This window comes from Pseudomonas guariconensis, from assembly GCF_015680235.1.
Lineage (GTDB): Bacteria > Pseudomonadota > Gammaproteobacteria > Pseudomonadales > Pseudomonadaceae > Aquipseudomonas > Aquipseudomonas guariconensis_A.
The window spans coordinates 81,681-99,688 of record NZ_JADLJL010000005.1; the positions used below are offsets into that span (position 1 = coordinate 81,681).

At 65.1% G+C, this 18,008-nt stretch carries 15 protein-coding genes; 4 read left to right on the forward strand and 11 right to left on the reverse strand.

Annotated features, from left to right (window positions below; translation table 11 throughout):
* Nucleotides 1–94: 94 nt before the first annotated feature.
* From IRZ56_RS05920 to pilM, 7 genes are all read right to left on the reverse strand, one after another.
* Nucleotides 95–1,699 (reverse strand): AAA family ATPase, encoded by a 1,605-nt coding sequence (locus tag IRZ56_RS05920; RefSeq protein ID WP_196144084.1) that lies wholly within the window; start codon nucleotides 1,697–1,699, stop codon nucleotides 95–97.
* A 15-nt stretch (nucleotides 1,700–1,714) separates the two neighbouring features.
* The gene (gene aroB / locus IRZ56_RS05925) at nucleotides 1,715–2,812 is read right to left on the reverse strand and encodes a 3-dehydroquinate synthase (protein ID WP_196144085.1); all 1,098 of its coding nucleotides are present in this window, start codon (nucleotides 2,810–2,812) and stop codon (nucleotides 1,715–1,717) included.
* Between the two features lie 98 nt (nucleotides 2,813–2,910).
* Nucleotides 2,911–3,429, reverse strand: a complete 519-nt coding sequence (gene aroK, locus IRZ56_RS05930) for a shikimate kinase AroK (protein ID WP_196144086.1) — start codon at nucleotides 3,427–3,429, stop codon at nucleotides 2,911–2,913.
* 4 nt (nucleotides 3,430–3,433) lie between these two features.
* Nucleotides 3,434–4,720: a type IV pilus secretin PilQ gene (locus tag IRZ56_RS05935; RefSeq protein WP_196144087.1), complete on the reverse strand. Its 1,287-nt coding sequence runs from the start codon at nucleotides 4,718–4,720 to the stop codon at nucleotides 3,434–3,436.
* Entirely contained in the window at nucleotides 4,626–5,528 is a 903-nt protein-coding gene (locus IRZ56_RS05940) for a pilus assembly protein PilP (protein WP_196144088.1), read from the reverse strand. The genes IRZ56_RS05935 and IRZ56_RS05940 overlap by 95 nt, the downstream gene beginning before the upstream one ends.
* A gap of 110 nt (nucleotides 5,529–5,638) precedes the next feature.
* Nucleotides 5,639–6,178, reverse strand: coding sequence for a PilN domain-containing protein (locus IRZ56_RS05945; protein WP_196144089.1), 540 nt, complete (start codon nucleotides 6,176–6,178; stop codon nucleotides 5,639–5,641).
* The gene (gene pilM, locus IRZ56_RS05950; RefSeq protein WP_196144090.1) at nucleotides 6,175–7,035 is read right to left on the reverse strand and encodes a type IV pilus biogenesis protein PilM; all 861 of its coding nucleotides are present in this window, start codon (nucleotides 7,033–7,035) and stop codon (nucleotides 6,175–6,177) included. Before pilM ends, IRZ56_RS05945 begins: the two co-directional genes overlap by 4 nt.
* 163 nt (nucleotides 7,036–7,198) lie before the next feature.
* Here pilM and IRZ56_RS05955 point away from each other — a divergent pair, with 163 nt between their 5' ends.
* Nucleotides 7,199–9,649 carry a penicillin-binding protein 1A gene (locus tag IRZ56_RS05955; RefSeq protein WP_419183251.1) on the forward strand — a complete coding sequence of 817 codons (2,451 nt, stop codon included), beginning with the start codon at nucleotides 7,199–7,201 and terminating at the stop codon, nucleotides 9,647–9,649.
* 307 nt (nucleotides 9,650–9,956) lie between these two features.
* On the opposite strand, the gene IRZ56_RS05960 is transcribed toward IRZ56_RS05955, so the two are convergent.
* From IRZ56_RS05960 to rpmE, 3 genes are all read right to left on the reverse strand, one after another.
* Nucleotides 9,957–11,225, reverse strand: a complete 1,269-nt coding sequence (locus IRZ56_RS05960) for a malic enzyme-like NAD(P)-binding protein (RefSeq protein ID WP_196144092.1) — start codon at nucleotides 11,223–11,225, stop codon at nucleotides 9,957–9,959.
* A gap of 179 nt (nucleotides 11,226–11,404) precedes the next feature.
* Nucleotides 11,405–12,226 carry a thermonuclease family protein gene (locus IRZ56_RS05965; RefSeq protein WP_196144093.1) on the reverse strand — a complete coding sequence of 274 codons (822 nt, stop codon included), beginning with the start codon at nucleotides 12,224–12,226 and terminating at the stop codon, nucleotides 11,405–11,407.
* A gap of 2 nt (nucleotides 12,227–12,228) precedes the next feature.
* On the reverse strand, nucleotides 12,229–12,444 hold the full coding sequence (rpmE, locus tag IRZ56_RS05970; RefSeq protein WP_084853831.1) for a 50S ribosomal protein L31: 216 nt from the start codon (nucleotides 12,442–12,444) through the stop codon (nucleotides 12,229–12,231).
* A gap of 168 nt (nucleotides 12,445–12,612) precedes the next feature.
* Between rpmE and IRZ56_RS05975 the strand changes: the two genes are divergently transcribed.
* The 3 genes from IRZ56_RS05975 to IRZ56_RS05985 all read left to right on the forward strand — a co-directional run bounded on the left by IRZ56_RS05975 (nucleotide 12,613) and on the right by IRZ56_RS05985 (nucleotide 17,454).
* Nucleotides 12,613–14,832: a primosomal protein N' gene (locus IRZ56_RS05975; protein ID WP_196144094.1), complete on the forward strand. Its 2,220-nt coding sequence runs from the start codon at nucleotides 12,613–12,615 to the stop codon at nucleotides 14,830–14,832.
* Between the two features lie 185 nt (nucleotides 14,833–15,017).
* Nucleotides 15,018–16,754, forward strand: coding sequence for an arginine--tRNA ligase (gene argS, locus IRZ56_RS05980; protein ID WP_196144095.1), 1,737 nt, complete (start codon nucleotides 15,018–15,020; stop codon nucleotides 16,752–16,754).
* A 1-nt stretch (nucleotide 16,755) separates the two neighbouring features.
* Nucleotides 16,756–17,454, forward strand: a complete 699-nt coding sequence (locus IRZ56_RS05985) for an SPOR domain-containing protein (protein ID WP_196144096.1) — start codon at nucleotides 16,756–16,758, stop codon at nucleotides 17,452–17,454.
* A gap of 43 nt (nucleotides 17,455–17,497) precedes the next feature.
* Here IRZ56_RS05985 and IRZ56_RS05990 read toward each other — a convergent pair whose 3' ends face one another.
* Entirely contained in the window at nucleotides 17,498–17,917 is a 420-nt protein-coding gene (locus IRZ56_RS05990; RefSeq protein ID WP_196144097.1) for an NINE protein, read from the reverse strand.
* Between the last annotated feature and the right edge of the window lie 91 nt (nucleotides 17,918–18,008).

The window sequence follows — 18,008 nt, forward strand, 5'->3', positions numbered from 1 at the left end:
GGACAGAAAAGCCTGCCGCGCTCAGGCGCAGCAGGCTCTACAAGTCGGGAATCGCTTTGCAACTGGGCGGCGGGGTGTTGCCGCCCGGAAGGTATCAGCGGGCCGCCGCCAGCTCTTGTTGGACGCTGCCGACGGTACGAGGCCAAGGTTTACCAGCCTGGACCTTGGCTGGCAAGTTCTTGATTGCCGCAACCGCTGCATCGCGGTTGGCGAAATTGCCGTAGGTGACCACGTACAGCGGCTTGCCCTGCAGGGTTTTCTTGAAGTAGCGATAGTCGCCACCCTGGGCCTTGACGAAGGCCTGGGCCGATGCCTCGGAGCTGGTCCCCAGGATCTGCACGACATAGTTGCCGGCTTTCTGGCCGGTATACCAGCTGCTATTGCCCGAACCGCCAGCGGCAGGTTTGGCGGCAGGCTTGGCCGTGGCCACCTGGGTCGGTGCCGGAGCTGGCTTGGCGGGTGCAACCGGCTTGGCCGGCTGGGTAGCGACAGGCTTTGGCGCTGGTGCAACCGGCTGCGCAGGCGCCGTGGCGACGGTCTGGGCCGGAGCGCTGGTGACAGGCTGCGCCGGGGTCGGCGCAGGGCCTGCAGGCACACCCTGTGGCGGCGCAGTGGTGGTCACGGTGGGCGGAACAGCGGGCTGCAGCGCGGTGTCGCCAGCCGGGCTGCCTTCCTCGCCATCACCCATGCCGGCCGCCTGGGCCAGCGGTTCGCGCATCACCGGCTGCGATTGACCAACCAGCGGCAGCGGCATGGGCTGCGACGAGCCGGAGAACTCGATGGCCGGCTGACCTTCACCCAAGGGCAGCTGGGCCTGTGCGGCCGGCGCCTCGGCGGGCTTGTCGCTCTTCTTGGGCATCAGCACCGCCGCGGCAACCGCGACCACGACGACAGCGGACAGCGCGAGCACATGTTTCTTAGGCATATTGAACCCCATGGATGGTCGCTTGGCCGTACTGCGGCTGGCGATCATGGCTTCGATCAAGGTATCGCGGGCAACCTGGTTGATAGTCCCAGGCCAGCCGTCTGAGTTTTCATGGATGTCGACGATCTGTTCGCGGGTGAACACCTCGATACCCCGGCCCGCGCCGTCCAGGCGCTGCTCCAGGTACTCGCGGGTCTCCTCCTCGCTATAGGGCGCAAGCTCGATGACATGGAACCGCTCGCCACCGGCATCGAGCCCTTCCAGGCCGGCGATCAACGAGGGCTCGCCGAACAGGAACACATGCGGACGCCCTTCCGGCACGCCAGCCGCCAACTCCAGCAACGCTTGGAGTGCCGACTCGTCCAGTTGTTCCGCATCGTCCACCAGCAAATAGACTTCCTGGCCGGTCAGGGCCAACTGCACCACTTGGGCAAGAATGGCCTGGACTTCGGCATGCGCCACGTCGAGCGCCTGGGCCACCTGGCCGAGCACACTGGCCGCATCGCCCGCGCCGCGGGCAGACACTACCACGCTCTGCACGGATTGTTTGTTGGTACTGGCCACCAGGGCCTGGCGCAGCAGGGTCTTGCCGCTGCCCATGGGGCCGGTGACCACCAGCATCAGCTGGCTGTAGCGTGCCAGGTGATGGAGCTGGCCCAGCACCGGCTTGCGCTGGGCGGGGAAGAACTTGAAGCCGGGCACCCGGGGTGCGAACGGGTCATGGCTCAACTGGTAGTGGTCGAGAAACGCCTCATCGGCATGCAAACTGGTCATCGCGCTGTCACAACCTCAAAGCTGGGCCACGATCGCGCGGTAGTCCGCCGCCAGCGTGGCTTGAAGAATCTCTTTCGGATAGTCGTCAGTCACCACGGCCTCGCCCATCTGGCGCAGCAGCACCAGACGCAGGCGACCGTCGAGTACCTTCTTGTCGACCGCCATGTGTTCCATGAAATGCGCCGGGGTCATCTCCTCGGGCGGCACCACCGGCAGGCCCGCAGCCTGCAGCAGGCGAATGCCGCGGTCCCGTGCCGGCTGGTCGATCCAGCCCAGGCGCATGGACATCTCCAGGGCCATCACGGTGCCAGCAGCCACGGCTTCGCCATGCAGCCAGACGCCATAGCCCATGTGGGTCTCGATGGCATGGCCGAAGGTATGACCAAGGTTCAAGGTGGCCCGTACGCCGGACTCGCGCTCGTCGGCACCGACCACGGCCGCCTTGGCGGCGCAGGAGCGGCCGATGGCCTCGGTCAGGGCGGCAGGCTCCAGGGCGCGCAGGGTTCCCATGTGCTCTTCGAGCCAGGTCAGGAATGGCTCGTCGCAGATCAGCCCGTACTTGATCACTTCGGCCAGGCCCGCCGACAGCTCGCGTTCGGGCAGGGTCTTGAGGCTGGTGGTGTCGATCAGTACCGCATTGGGCTGGTAGAAGGCGCCTACCATGTTCTTGCCCAACGGGTGGTTGATGCCGGTCTTGCCGCCGACCGACGAGTCCACCTGGGACAACAGGGTGGTCGGCACCTGGATGAAGTCGACGCCACGCTGGTAGCAAGCGGCGGCGAAACCGGCCATGTCGCCGATCACGCCACCGCCCAGGGCCACCACGGTGGTACGGCGGTCGTGGCGTGCAGTGAGCAGGGCATCGAAGATCAGTTGCAGGGTTTGCCAGTTCTTGTGGGCCTCGCCATCGGGCAGCACCACCGGCAGCACCGAATAGGCACCGAGGGTACGGCTCAGGCGCTCGAGATACAGGGGCGCGACGGTTTCGTTGGAGACGATGGCGACCTGCCGCCCGGCAATGTGCGGCGCCAGCAGTTCGGGCTGGTCCAACAGGCCTTCGCCAATGTAGATCGGGTAGCTACGTTCGCCCAGGTCGACCTTTAGTGTCTGCATGTATCCCCACAATGTACTAGGGCGCGGCATCGTCCAGGCGACACCGCGCGGTAACGTTCAACCCCGCCTCGGCGCTGGTCGCCGAGCATAGTCCCGGCTTACCGGGGCGGCAACTTCTCCAGGCGCTCGAGAATGTCGAGCACCACCATGCGTGGCGGCCGTTCGTCGGTTTCCACCACCAGGTCGGCAATTTCTCGGTACAGCGGGTCGCGGGTTTCCAACAGGGCGCGCAGGGTCGCCTCCGGGTTGGCAGTGCGCAGCAAGGGGCGATTGCGGTCGCGCGCGGTGCGCCCGACCTGCTGCTCCACCGAGGCATGCAGGTAGATCACCCGCCCGCCCTCGTGCAAGGCTTTGCGATTGGCCTCGCGCATCACCGCGCCGCCTCCGGTCGCCAAAACCACGCCATCGAGGGCGCAGAGCTCGGCGATCATGGCTTGCTCGCGGTCACGAAAACCCGGCTCGCCTTCCTTGTCGAAGATCCACGGGATATTGGCGCCGGTTCGCAGTTCGATTTCCTTGTCGGAATCCTTGAACAGCAGCCGCAGCTCTTTGGCCAAAAGGCGTCCGATGGTGCTTTTACCAGCGCCCATGGGCCCCACAAGTATCAAATTTCGCACAGAATCAACGACTCACAGCAATCGCCTGGTCACTCATGATACGCGGAGTCAGGAAGACCAGCAGCTCGGATTTTTTCTCTTGTAATGCATCGCGTCGAAACAGCCGACCAACATACGGCAGATCGCCTAAAAATGGCACCTTGTCGACCACTTTGTTTTGCGTGGTCGAATAGACGCCACCGATGACGACGGTCTGCCCATCAGCCACCCGGACCTTGGCATTGACCTCGTTCTTGCGGATCGGCGGTACGTTGTTCAGTGCATTGACGTAGTCAGGCTCGTCCTTGGTCACCCGCACCGCCATGATGACCTTGCCATCCGGCGTGATCTGCGGCGTGACCTCCAGCGACAGCGACGCCCCACGGAACGACGTGGAGGTGGCGCCGCTCTTGCTGGTCTCCTGGTAGGGCACTTCCGTGCCTTTGAGGATCCGCGCCGTTTCCTTGTCTGCCGTGACCACCTTGGGCTGGGAGATGATTTCGCCGTTGCCGCTCTTTTCCATGGCGCTGAGCTCCAGGTCCAGCAACGTGCCGCCGCGCAGCAGGCCCAGGCCGACAGCCGAGCCGGCCCGCTCGACACCCAGGTCGACGAACAGGTCCTTGCCCAGGCGGGCGGCCTCGCCTGATAGCGGCGCACCCCACCTCACCCCTAAGCTCTTTTCGTAGTCGACATTCGCCTCGACGATGCGCGCCTCGATCAGCACCTGGCGCACCGGCACGTCCAGCTGCGCCACCAACTGCCGCAACTCGGCAAGGCGGTCGGCAGGCTGGTACGCCACCAGCGTGTTGGTGCGGGCATCCACGTTCAGACTGCCGCGCCCGGTGAGGATGCCATCGTCGGCCAGTGCGGCCAGCAACAGCTCGGCCAGGTCCGCCGCGTTGGCGTGGTGGATCGGCAACAACGCCCGGCGCATGGGTTGCTGTTGCGCATCCAGCGCCTGCCCCAGGCGTGCTTCGCGAAATTGCTCGGCCAGCTCGGCTGCCGGTGCCACCAGCAGTACATTGCCCTCTTCGCGGCGGGCCAAGCCCTTGCTGCGCAGCACCAGGTCAAGGGCCTGTTCCCAGGGTACGCGCTCCAGGCGCAAAGTCAGGCGGCCTTGCACAGTGTCGCTGGCCACCAGGTTGATACCGGCAAAGTCGGCGAGCACCTGCAGCGCCGCACGCACTTCGATGTCCTGGAAGTTCAGCGAGAGCGGCTCATCCCGACTGGCCAGCGCCGTGCCGGCCAGGCCCGCCAAGAGTATCGCCAGCATCCACTTCCTCAGACTGTTCACGCTCATCCATGACCTCATTACCCACCTGCTTCCTTAGCCTCAGGTACGCCGACCGCTCGTGCCAGCCACCCGCGACGAATACACGTTCACGCACTTCGACCTGCTGGCCATCCACCGCCACGACGATTCCTTGGTCCCGGCCCAGCTGGTCGCCCTCGCCCACCCGGTAAAGGCGCCCCGCCGACAGCAGCAATGCCTGGCTTCGCCCGTTGCGCGAGAGGCTTCCGACCATTTCCAACTGCGCAAGCGCGACGCCGGCCAGCCCTTGTGCCGGCCTTTGCATCGACCAGGGCGCAAACAGATCGATGCCGACAGGCTGCGCGGCCGGCTGTGCTGGCTCATGGGCAAGCGAAGCGGGCGGCATCAAGTTCTCATCAGAATGGTAGGACTCGACCTGCAAGCGTAGGCGCCGCACATCCGGCCGATCCTGTACGCCCGCCAGCTCCAGGCGCGTCGGCCGCAACAGGCGAACCTGGCCCAGCCATGCCTGAAGCCAGGCTCGCAAGGCCGGGTAGGCGCCGATGACCTGGATGTCGAGCGGCACCACCCGGTACCCCGGCTCGGTGCCCTCTGGCAATACATCGAGCTGCTCGAACACCAGCCCCAAGGCATGCCCGGAGCTGGCCAACCCGTCCAGCAGGTCGCTCATGTCCTCCCCTGCCGAGAGTCGCCACCGCGCATCGAGCAACTGGCGTTGCACATCCGCCAGCGCCTCGGTGGCCGGCAGCAGGTGGCGAGCGGCCTGAGCCTTGTGATCGTACGCCAGGCGCAGGCCATCTGCTGCTGCCTCGCCCTGGCGCAAGGCACGGTAGCCTTCCTGGAGCAAGAGAAGCCACCCCAGGAAAAACACCGCCAGCACGAGCAGCCCTGTGGCAGCCACCCTACCAACCCATGACTGGACAATCCATTCCGACCCGAGCGCTCCGCCCAGCCCTCTCATGACCAGGTTGCCGAGAGGCGCGCGACCAGCAGGAACTCATCTGCGCCAGGCAGATTACGCAGCCGCTTCAACTCCAGCCCCTGCACCACCGCAGCGTGCGTCAGGTCACGCATGAACTGTGCAAGCACCGCCGAAGAAGCCGCCATACCCAACAGCCGAAGGTCTTCACCCTCGAGCTGCAGCTCGCTCAGGTGCAACCCGCCTGGCATTACCCGTTCGAGCGCCAGCAGCATCGCCACGAACGCGCCCTGGCCGGACCTCAAGCGCGCCAACGCCTGGGTCTGCCCTTCGATGACCGCACGCTGCTCACGCAGCGCCTCGATACGCGCCAGGGCCTGCTCCATCGGTTGCAGGGCCGCTTGCTGGGCCGCGGCCGCCGAGGCTTGTTGTTGCAGGCGCTGGCGTGCCAGGTGATCCAGCGACATCACGCCACCAAGCGCGAACAGCAGGCTGACGACCAGCGCCACCTTGAATCGGCGGATGGCCACCAGGCGGCGATGCTCGCGCCACGGCAACAGGTTCAGGCGCACTGTCATCGGGCATCCCCCATCGCCAGGCCCAACGCCAGTACCAGGCTCGGATCGAATCGGGTAAACGGCAAGAATGCCTTGCAGGGCATACCCAGTCGCTCGGACAAGGCATCGACCCAATCGCCGTCGGCGGCGACCAGCAGATGCTCGAACCGAGCCAGTGGCAATGCACTGTGCAACCATTGCGCGATACGCTCGGCAGCCAGCGAGCGGTCTTCCGAGGCCAGCAGCCGCAGCGTAGACCGCTGGGGTATCGCAGGCTCCGGCCAAGCATGCAGAACCGCGCAGTCCGACTCGATCCGAAGCAATGCCGGTGAATCAGCGCCTGATGGCAAGGTCCGCTCCAGGGCAATGCTGTCGACTTCCACCGCCACGGCCTGCAGCCCGGCGCAGCCGAGCACCTCCTCCAACGGCCCGAGGGCCTGCTGGCGGCACGCGCCCACCAGCACCCGGGCTTCACCGGCCTGGCCTGCCACGGGCTCCAGGACCTGGAAATCCAGCGCCAGGTCCTGCAAAGGAAAGGGAAACAGGTGCTCGGCCTCCACCAGCAGCTGCGCCTCCATCTCGGCTTCGGACAACCCCGCAGGCAGCCGGCAGACTTTGCAGATCACCTCCGAGGCAGACACGGCGACTGCCGCCTGGCGTTGCCGGCTACCGCTGCGATGCCAGGCGCGCCGCAGCGCACCGGCCACGACATCGGGGCGAGCAGCCCACCCGCCCGCCGGCGGCTCGAAGGGTTCCAGCGCCCAGGCGCCAACCGAACGACGCGCCTGGCGCCCCTGCAATTGAAGGATTCGAACGGAATCGGAGGCAATTTCCACCCCCAGTAGTGAACCGGCATCCCTGCCGAAGCGTCCAAGCATGGCTTTTTCCTGACAGTTCGTCGCAATACCGCGCCACCGGAGCCGACCGACCAGGCCGGCCGGTCACCCCGGCAAAGCGAAAAATGCTTATAATGCCCAGCGTTTTTTCCTGTCCGCCGGACCGCGTGCAATCCACTCCCAACCTGGACACCCAAAAGCCTTGATACGTCTGCTGAAGTTCTTCTGGTGGTCTTTCGTCGCAGTCATCTGCGCGCTCGTACTCGGTGTGAGCGGTGCGTTTCTGTATCTTAGCCCCAGCCTCCCCTCGGTCGAGTCCCTCAGAAGCATCCAGTTGCAGATCCCCTTGAGGGTGTACAGCAGCGACGGCAAGCTGATTGCCGAGTTTGGCGAAATGCGCCGCTCGCCGATCCGCTTCGCGGACATTCCCCCACAATTCATCCAGGCGCTTCTGTCAGCCGAGGACGACAATTTCCTCAACCACTATGGCGTCGACCCGAGCAGCCTGATGCGCGCCGCGACCCAGCTGGTGAAGTCTGGCCACATCCAGACCGGCGGCAGCACCATCACCATGCAGGTGGCGAAGAATTACTTCCTCACCAGCGAGCGCAGCTTCTCGCGCAAGACCAACGAGATCCTCCTGGCCCTGCAGATCGAACGCGAGCTGACCAAGGACGAGATCCTCGAGCTGTACGTCAACAAGATCTACCTAGGTAACCGCGCCTATGGCATCGAGGCCGCGGCCCAGGTGTATTACGGCAAGTCGATCCGTGACGTCAGCCTGGCGCAGATGGCCATGATCGCCGGCCTGCCCAAGGCTCCTTCGCGGTTCAACCCGCTGGCCAACCCGGCGCGAGCCAAAGAGCGGCGCGACTGGATCCTTGGGCGCATGTACAAGCTCGGCAAGATCGACCAGGCCAGCTACGAGGCCGCCCTGGCAGAGCCGCTCAACGCCAGCTACCACGTGCCGACGCCGGAAGTGAACGCGCCTTACATCGCCGAAATGGCCCGCGCCGAAATGGTCGGCCGCTACGGCAGCGAGGCCTACACCGAAGGCTTCCGCGTCACCACCACGGTGCCGAGCGACCTGCAGGAAATGGCCAACAAGGCCGTGCTCAACGGGTTGTCCAGCTACGATGAACGCCACGGCTACCGCGGCCCGGAGGCACGCTTCCCGGGCAAGACCCTCGAAGCCTGGCAGCAGGAACTAGGCAAACAGCGCACCCTGGGCGGCCTGGAGCCGGCCATCGTGACCCAGGTGCAGGCCGATGGCCTGCAAGTGCTGACCCGTAGCGGTCAGCAGGAACATGTCGGCTGGGACACCATGAAGTGGGCCCGCCCGTTCATCAACAGCAATGCCCAGGGCCGCTCCCCGCAGTCGCCGAAGGATGTGGCCCAGGTCGGCGACCTGGTCCGCGTCCAGCGCCTGGAAGACGGCACGCTCAAGTTCAGCCAGGTCCCCGGCGCGCAGAGCGCCCTGGTCACCCTCGACCCGTACAGCGGCGCCATCCGCGCCCTGGTCGGCGGCTTCTCGTTCGAGCAGAGCAACTACAACCGCGCCATGCAGGCCAAGCGCCAGCCGGGTTCGAGCTTCAAGCCGTTCGTCTACAGCGCCGCGCTCGACAACGGCTATACCGCAGCCAGCCTGGTCAACGACGCGCCGATCGTGTTCGTCGACGAGTACCTGGACAAGGTCTGGCGCCCGAAGAACGACACCAACACCTTCCTCGGCCCGATCCGCATGCGCGAAGCGCTGTACAAGTCGCGTAACCTGGTCTCGATTCGCCTGCTGCAATCGATGGGCGTGGGCAAGACCATCGACTACATCACCAAGTTCGGCTTCAACAAGCAGGACCTGCCGCCGAACCTGTCCCTGGCTTTGGGCACCGCGACCCTCACGCCGATGGAGATCGCCACCGGCTGGAGCACCTTCGCCAACGGCGGCTACAAGATCAGCCCGTACCTGATCGAGCGGATCGAGAGCCGTAACGGCGAGACCCTGTTCACCGCCAACCCGGCCCGGGTCCCGCAAGGCGGCCAGGACGAGGCCGGCATCGCCGCGCCGGAACAGCCGATCAGCACCCCTGCCCTGCCCGGCGAAGCCCCTGTGGCCGCGGGCCAGGCTACGCCGCAATTGCAGATGCCGGCGGTGGCCGAACGCATCATCGATGGGCGTACCACCTACATCCTCACCAGCATGCTGCAGGATGTGATCAAGCGTGGTACCGGCCGCCGCGCCCTGGCCCTGGGCCGCAGTGACCTGGCAGGCAAGACCGGCACCACCAACGAGTCCAAGGATGCCTGGTTCACCGGCTACAACGCCGACTACGTCACCACCGTATGGGTCGGCTTCGACCAGCCGGAAACCCTGGGCCGACGCGAGTATGGCGGCACTGCGGCGCTGCCGATCTGGATGAGTTTCATGGGCGCTGCGCTCAAGGACAAACCCGAGCACGCGCCTGCCGAACCGGAGGGCATCCTCAGCCTGCGGGTCGACCCGGTCAGCGGCCGCGCCGCTACACCGAGCACGCCGAACGCCTATTTCGAGCTGTTCAAGGCCGAGGATTCGCCGCCTTCGGTGGACGAGCTGGGCAATGGCGCGATACCTGGCAGCCCACTGCCGGCAGACGAAGCGGCACCCATGGATCTGTTCTAAAAAACCGATCATCGCGGGCCTGTCCCGCGATTGGGCCGGGCCTGATATCACCGTCGCCTGGCAAGGGCTACGCCCTTGATCGCGGGGCAAGCCCGCTCCTACAGGGGCTGCGCTGTCGCGCAGAGAACGAGTGGCAAGCGCTGACCTCTGTGGGAGCGGGCTTGCCCCGCGATTGGGCCGGGCCTGATATCGCCGTCGCCTGGCAAAGGCTGCGCCCTTGACCGAGGAGCAAGTCGGACGTGCAGCCCCAAACGAAAAAGCCCCGACTCTCACGAGCCGGGGCTTTTTCATGACGCTACGGTCTGGATCAGCCGTTGAACACGTCGTTCACGCTCTGCAGCGGGTAGTGCTTCGGATACGGCAGGGTAGCCACGCCGGATTCGATGGCAGCCTTGGCCACGGCGTCGGAGACGACGGTGATCAGGCGTGGGTCCATCGGCTTCGGAATGATGTACTCACGGCCGAATTCCAGGGCCTGTACGCCGTAGGCGTCGCACACTTCCTTCGGCACTGGCAGCTTGGCCAGGTCCTTCAGGGCGATGGCGGCGGCGATCTTCATCTCTTCGTTGATGCGCTTGGCGCGAACGTCCAGGGCACCACGGAAGATGAACGGGAAGCCCAGTACGTTGTTGACCTGGTTCGGGTAGTCGGAACGACCGGTGGCCATGATCACGTCGCTGCGGGTGGCGTGGGCCAGCTCCGGGGCGATTTCCGGGTCCGGGTTCGAGCAGGCGAACACGATCGGGTTGGCCGCCATGGACTTCAAGCCTTCGGCACTCAGCAGGTTCGGGCCGGACAGGCCAACGAACACGTCGGCACCTTCCAGGGCGTCGGCCAGGGTGCGCTTGTCGGTAGCGTGAGCGAACTGGGCCTTGTACTGGTTCAGGTCGTCGCGGCCGGCGTGGATGACGCCAGTGCGGTCGATCATGAAGATGTTCTCGACCTTGGCACCCATGCTGACCAGCAGCTTCATGCAGGAGATGGCGGCAGCGCCGGCACCCAGGCAGACGATCTTGGCTTCTTCGAGCTTCTTGCCGGCGATTTCCAAGGCGTTGATCATGCCGGCCGCGGTGACGATCGCGGTACCGTGCTGGTCATCGTGGAAGACCGGGATATCGCACTGCTCGATCAGGGTGCGCTCGATCTCGAAGCACTCAGGCGCCTTGATGTCTTCGAGGTTGATGCCACCGAAAGTGATGGAGATGCGCTTGACGGTGTCGATGAAGGCCTGTGGGCTTTCCGAGTCGACTTCGATGTCGAACACGTCGATGCCGGCGAAACGCTTGAACAGAACGCCCTTGCCTTCCATGACCGGCTTGGAGGCCAGCGGGCCCAGGTCGCCGAGGCCGAGGATGGCGGTACCATCGGAAATCACCGCGACCAGGTTGCCCTTGCCGGTGTACTTGTAGGCCAGCTCTGGGTCACGGCCAATCTCGCGCACCGGCTCGGCGACGCCCGGGCTGTAGGCCAGGGCCAGGTCACGGGCGGTTGCGGTCGGCTTGGTGAGTTCGACGCTCAGTTTCCCCGGACGAGGCTGAGCGTGATATTCGAGAGCGGCGGTTTTCAGGTCTGACATGGTGGGCATTCCGCTTGTTTACTGTTCTGACGGACCGCCGAGGATACGCAAAGAGCCGGGGAGCTACAAGACTGCCCGGTCACTTGTGTCAAGGCCTTTAGCCTACGACTTTACGCTATAACCCACGGGGCATACGCCATCAAGTGTGTACAATCCAATAGCGAAATGTCTACAACTATTTAACCTGAAACACGCTCCAACATGCTCGGATCGGTCAATGGCAACAACCAGCGTCGCTGCCCCGGCTTCAAGCCGCCCTTGCGGGAACGGTCCAGCACCCAGCCACGCGCCTCGACCTGGCGTCCCTTGAGATTATCGAAGAACCTTGCCGGGAAGTTGCGTTGCAGACGAGCGGGAACCTGCAACACCACCTGGTCGCCAAGATCGAGCCAGACACCACCGCGATTGCGTTCGATGCCCTGGATTTTGCCGCTGATGACGGCAAACCCAGACTGACGCACATCGCCGTCACGCAGCACCGGCGACTGCCGCCAGAGCCCGGCACGGGCCACCCTGGCCGCCTGTTCGGCTTGCTGCTGGCAGGAGGCGAGGTTGACGTTGGGCGCCACCGCGACCCGATAGCCCAGGCCCTCGCTGAGCAATACCGCCTCGAGATTGTCGCCATTGCGGCCGTAGATATGCGCCAAGGTTCGGCCGTACTTGTCTTTCGACTCCACGCCCGGCACCAGCCCGACGCGCCCGTCGCTGGCGTTCACCAAGGCCTGCAGGCGGCGCTTGGCGGCCTCGGCGTAGGGTTCGCTGGTGCGCCCCTTGCGGCCGATTTCCGGTGCGTTGAGCCCGATCATGCGCACGCTGCGCCCATCGCTCAGGCGCAAGGTGTCGCCGTCGACCACCTGGCGCACCGCCACTTGCTGCGGCTTGTCAGGGACGGGGCAGTAGGCCAGGGTCGGCAGGTGCCAGAACGCAGCCACAAAAAAAGCGCCCACAAGGGGCGCCTTTTTCTGCAGCAGCGCGAAACCCGAGGGGTTCGCCATATGCATGATTACTTCTTGGTACCGAACATACCGAAGCGATCGGCGAACTTCTGTACGCGACCACCGGTGTCCAGGACCTTCTGCTTGCCAGTGTAGAACGGGTGGCACTGGGAGCAGACGTCGATCGACAGAGGCTTGGCCAGGGTCGAACGGGTCTCGAACTTGTTGCCGCAGCTGCAGGTGACTGCAACTACTTCGTAATTCGGGTGAATTTCTGGTTTCATCGTCACTTCCTCGAGCTGCGTGCCGCCACCCAACACCAATTGTTGAATACCGCACGTAATTAGGCGGCGAATAATACCAGAGCATCACGCCAACGCAAGTTGTCGCGAGCACCGACTGTCGTCTGCTAGTCTCGGCGGATTCCGAAATACCCTCCAGAGACCTTCCGCGTGTCCGACGTCATCCTGCGCCTTGCCCTGCCTTCGCCCCTGCGTCGCCTGTTCGACTACCGGGCCCCGGCCAACATGGCCCGCCAGGCGCTGGTGCCCGGCATGCGCATCCGCGTGCCGTTCGGGCGCCGGGAGATGATCGGCGTGCTGGTGGAAGTCTGCGACAAGAGCGAGGTCCCGGCAGACAAACTCAAGCCGGCCAGCGCCCTGCTCGACCCGGTCTCGCCGCTGCCCGCCTCGCTGTTCAAGCTGTGCCTGTGGACCTCGCAGTATTACCAGCACAGCCTGGGCGACACCCTCAACTGGGCCCTGCCGACCCTGCTGCGCCAGGGCGAGCCGGCCGAGATGCGCCAGGAGCGCTTCTGGCACGTGGCGCCCGGCGCCCGCCTGGAAGACCCGCGCATCGCCCGCGCACCGCGCCAGCGCGAAGCGCTCAAGACCTTGTCGCAACATCCCCATGGGGTCGCCCACAGCCTGCTGGCCAAACTGGGCCTGAACAAGGACAGCCTGGACCTGTTGCTGGCCAAGGAGCTGGTCCAGCTGGAAATACGCCGCCACCTGCCACAGGCGCGTCACGAACATTGGCTGGCGCAGCCGGAACTGCCCCTGAACGAGGAGCAGCTGGCAGCCTTCGATGCCGTGCGCTCGGGCTTCGGTGCCTTCCACGCCTTCCTCCTGGCCGGGGTGACAGGCAGCGGCAAGACCGAGGTTTACCTGCAGCTGATCCGCGAAACCCTGGAAGCGGGCAAACAGGCGTTGATCCTGATCCCCGAGATCAACCTGGGGCCGCAGACCCTGGCGCGTTTCGAGCAGCGCTTCAATGCTCGCATCGCGCTGCTGCACTCGGCGGTAGGCGATCGCGAACGCCTCGATGCCTGGCTGGCGGCCCGCGACGGCGAGGCCGATATCATCATCGGCACGCGTTCGGCGCTGTTCACGCCCATGAAGAACCCCGGCCTGATCATCATCGACGAGGAGCACGACGGCTCCTATAAACAGCAGGAAGGCCTGCGCTACCACGCCCGGGACCTGGCTGTGGTACGTGCCCACCAGGAAAACATCCCGATCCTGCTCGGCTCCGCAACGCCCTCGCTGGAAAGCCTGCACAACGCCCACAGCGGGCGCTACGGCCTGCTGCGCATGAACCAGCGCGCCGGCGGCGCACGCGCGCCCCGCTTCCTGCGCTTGGACGTACGCAGCCTGCCCCTGGACAGCGGCATCAGCGGCCCACTGCAGCAGGCCATCCGCCAGACCCTGGAAGCCGGCCAGCAGGTGCTGGTATTCCTCAACCGCCGCGGCTTCGCCCCGACGCTGCTGTGCCACGACTGCGGTTGGCTCTCCGAATGCCCGCGCTGCGACGCGCGGATGACCGTGCACCAGCGCTCCGGCGTGCTGCGCTGCCACCACTGCGGCCACGACGAACGCCTGCCGCACCAGTGCCCGCAGTGCGCCCATGTCGACCTGCGCCCGGTGGGTGCAGGTACCGAGCGGGCCGAAGAGCGCCTGAAAACCCTGTTCCCCGACTACCCCATCCTGCGCGTGGACCGCGACAGCACCTCGCGCAAGGACGCCATGCACAACCTGTTCACCACCATCCAGCGCGGCCAGCCCAGCATCCTGGTGGGAACACAGATGCTGGCCAAGGGTCACCACTTCCCAAGGGTAACCTTGGTGGCCATCCTCGACGCCGATGGCGGCCTGTTCTCCGGCGATTTCCGCGCCAGCGAGCGCATGGCCCAGCTGATCGTCCAGGTGGCCGGCCGCGCCGGGCGGGCCGAAGAACCGGGCAAGGTGATCATCCAGACCCACCTGGCCGAACACCCGCTGCTGGTGCAACTGACCGAGCAGGGCTACTTCGCCTTCGCCGAACAAGCCCTGAGCGAACGCCGGGCCGCAGGCTTACCCCCCTTCGCCCACTTGGCCCTGCTGCGCGCCGAGGCGCACAAGCCGGGCCAGGCAGAGGGGTTTCTCGACGAGGCCTGCGCCGCGGCCGAACGCCTGCTGGCCGAGCACAACCTGCACGGTATCGAGCTGCTCGGCCCGGTACCGGCGCCCATGGAGCGCCGCGCTGGGCGCTTCCGTGCGCAATTATTGCTCCAGGCCAATGCCCGGGCGCCTTTGCATCGACTGATCAGCGCCTGGTTGCTAGTGTTGGAGCACATGCCGAGCGGGCGCCAGGTGCGCTGGTCGCTGGATGTGGACCCGGTCGATCTGTACTGATATCGATCGTCCCTATCGCCGGCAAGCCGGCTCCCACGCGCCCTGTGGGCGCCGGCTTGCCGGCGATAGGGCCGGAACATACAGCGTCAAAGGTTGGCAACCCGCCTTTGGAAACGGATAATGCCCAGTTTTTCCACCTGCGCATCGAAGCGCCCCACCGCGCTTGCGGTCGAAAAGAGAACGCCATGAAAGACACCATTCGCCAGCTGATCCAGCAAGCCCTCACCCAACTCGTCACCGACGGCGTGCTGCCTGAAGGGCTGACGCCGGCGATCCAGGTGGAAAATGCCCGGGACAAGACCCACGGCGACTTCGCCAGCAACATCGCCATGATGCTGGCCAAGCCCGCCGGCATGAAGCCACGCGACCTGGCCGAAAAACTCATCGAGACCCTGCCAACCAGCGACGACATCACCAAGGTCGAGATCGCAGGCCCGGGCTTCCTGAACTTCTTCCAGAACACCCAGGCCCTGGCCAACCGCCTGGACGCCGCCCTGGCCGATGGCCACCTGGGCGTGCGCAAGGCCGGCCCGAGCGAGAAGGTGGTGATCGACCTGTCGGCACCGAACCTGGCCAAGGAAATGCACGTCGGCCACCTGCGCTCGACCATCATCGGTGACAGCGTCGCCCGGGTCCTGGAGTTCCTCGGCGACCAAGTGATCCGCCAGAACCACGTGGGCGATTGGGGCACCCAGTTCGGCATGCTGCTGGCCTACCTGGAGGAGAACCCGATCACCAGCGACGAACTCTCTGATCTGGAGAACTTCTACCGCGCGGCGAAGAAGCGCTTCGACGAGTCCGAAGACTTCGCTACCCGCGCCCGTGGCCTGGTGGTCAAGCTGCAGGCCGGCGACCCCGAGTGCATGGCACTGTGGACCCGCTTCAAGGACATCTCCCTGTCCCACTGCCAGAAAACCTACGAGCTGCTCAACGTCAAGCTGACCATGGCCGACGTGATGGGCGAAAGCGCCTACAACGCCGACCTGGCCAACGTGGTCGCCGACCTCAAGGCCAAGGGCCTGCTGGTCGAGGATCAGGGCGCCCAGTGCGTGTTCCTCGACGAGTTCAAGAACGCCGAAGGCGAGCCGCTGCCGGTGATCGTGCAGAAGGCCGATGGCGGCTACCTCTACGCCACCACCGACCTTGCCGCCGTGCGCTACCGCAGCAACGTACTCAAGGCCGATCGCGCCCTGTATTTCGTCGACCAGCGCCAGGCCCTGCACTTCAACCAGGTGTTCGAAGTCGCCCGCCGCGCAGGTTTCGTCGGCCACCCGATGCAGATGGAGCACATGGGCTTCGGCACCATGAACGGCGCCGATGGCCGCCCGTTCAAGACCCGCGATGGCGGCACCGTGAAGCTGATCGACCTGCTCACCGAAGCCAAGGAACGCGCCTACACCCTGGTCAAGGACAAGAACCCGAGCCTGTCCGAGGACGAACTGCGCCGCATCGGCGAAGTGGTCGGCATCGGCGCGGTGAAGTACGCCGACCTGTCCAAGCACCGCACCAGCGACTACAGCTTCAACTTCGAGCTGATGCTCAACTTCGACGGCAACACCGCGCCGTACCTGCTGTACGCCTACACCCGCGTGGCCAGTGTGTTCCGCAAGCTGGGCAAAGGCTTTGACGAAGTCGAGGGCAAGATCACCCTGCAGGCCGCCCACGAGCAGGATTTGGCCGCGCGCCTGGCGCAGTTCGGTGAAGTGCTCAACAACGTCGCCGACAAAGGCACCCCACACGTACTGTGCAGCTACCTGTACGACATCGCCGGCCTGTTCTCCAGCTTCTACGAGAACTGCCCGATCCTCGCCGCCGAGAACGCCGAACAGCAGCAGAGCCGTCTGCGCCTGGCCGCCCTGACCGGTCGAACCCTCAAGCAGGGCCTGGAACTGCTCGGCCTGGAAACCTTGGAGCGCATGTAAGTTGGCTGCCAAGAAAAAACCCGCACCAAAGCGTGGCGCCAGCCGTAACCAGGCACCGGCCAAGCAGCCGATCCCAGGCTGGATCTGGCTGGCGGTCGGCCTGACCGTCGGCGCCTTCATTGTCTTCCTGATGAAGCTCGAGCCTGGCGGCGACGATATCAAGCGCACCAAGCCTGAACAGCAGAAGCCGGCGAAGGTCGCCGAGGCCAGCAAGGGCAGCGCGCCTGTGCAGCAACAGCCGGTCAAGCCCAAGTACGACTTCTATACGCTGCTGCCGGAGTCGGAGGTCATCGTGCCGCCCGAAGCCGTGCCGGAGAAAACCCCACCGGTGCCGGCGCAACCGGTCAAGCCGGTCACACCGGCCGAAGCGGCGAAGATCGACACCGCCCGTGCCCAGGCCGCCCTGATGGGGCAGACGCCTCCGCCCGCCCCCCCGGTGATCAAGCCGGCGGCGACCACGCAGTTCTTCCTCCAGGCCGGCTCGTTCCGCAAGCAGGCCGATGCCGACAAGGTCCGTGCGCAGATCATCCTGCTGGGCCAGTCGGTCAAGGTGGAATCGGGGACGGTGAAGGATGAAACCTGGTACCGCGTACTGGTCGGCCCGTTCAGCAACCGCGAACAGCTGACCGGGGCGCAGAAGCAGCTGGCCGGAGCTGGCTTCGGCAACCTGCTGTTGCAACAGCGACAGACCCGCCAGTAACGGAAAAGGCCTTGCCGCCCTGCGCGACAAGGCCTTTTTTCTATCAGCGACGTTCAGCGTTGACTTGGGAAATCTGGCTGTTGAGCGTCCAGAAGTCATATAGCACGCCCACCAGGAACAGGCCGCCGGTGAGCAGGTAGATCAAGGCGCTGATCCACTTGCCCTGGTAAAGGCGATGCGCACCGAAGATCCCTAGGAAGGTCAGAAGGATCCACGCCAGGTTGTAGTCCACCCGCCCCGGCTGGAAGCGCATGTCTGCTTCACGGTCCATCGAAGGGATCAGGAACAGGTCAATCAGCCAGCCGATGCCGAGCAGGCCCAGGGTGAAGAACCAGATCGTGCCGGTGATCGGCTTGCCATAGTAGAAGCGGTGCGAGCCGGTGAAGCCGAAGATCCACAGGAGATAACCCAGGACCTTGCTGTGGGTGTCGTGCATCGGCGCCCCCTGTTGATAACCATTCATGCTTGTCCTCCTTGGGTTAGTGAAAAATTTTCTAAGGAAATTTGTGACTTTTTCCTTGGAAGCCGACGTATGGTACCCGCGCAATCGACCA

Coding starts and splice junctions, on each gene's coding strand:
- IRZ56_RS05945 (WP_196144089.1), bottom strand. CDS start 6,178: ATGACAGTGCGCCTGAACCTGTTGCCGTGGCGCGAGCATCGCCGCCTG.
- pilM (WP_196144090.1), bottom strand. CDS start 7,035: ATGCTTGGACGCTTCGGCAGGGATGCCGGTTCACTACTGGGGGTGGAA.
- IRZ56_RS05990 (WP_196144097.1), bottom strand. CDS start 17,917: ATGAATGGTTATCAACAGGGGGCGCCGATGCACGACACCCACAGCAAG.
- argS (WP_196144095.1), top strand. CDS start 15,018: ATGAAAGACACCATTCGCCAGCTGATCCAGCAAGCCCTCACCCAACTC.
- IRZ56_RS05960 (WP_196144092.1), bottom strand. CDS start 11,225: ATGTCAGACCTGAAAACCGCCGCTCTCGAATATCACGCTCAGCCTCGT.
- IRZ56_RS05920 (WP_196144084.1), bottom strand. CDS start 1,699: ATGACCAGTTTGCATGCCGATGAGGCGTTTCTCGACCACTACCAGTTG.
- IRZ56_RS05965 (WP_196144093.1), bottom strand. CDS start 12,226: ATGCATATGGCGAACCCCTCGGGTTTCGCGCTGCTGCAGAAAAAGGCG.
- aroB (WP_196144085.1), bottom strand. CDS start 2,812: ATGCAGACACTAAAGGTCGACCTGGGCGAACGTAGCTACCCGATCTAC.
- rpmE (WP_084853831.1), bottom strand. CDS start 12,444: ATGAAACCAGAAATTCACCCGAATTACGAAGTAGTTGCAGTCACCTGC.
- IRZ56_RS05935 (WP_196144087.1), bottom strand. CDS start 4,720: ATGAGGTCATGGATGAGCGTGAACAGTCTGAGGAAGTGGATGCTGGCG.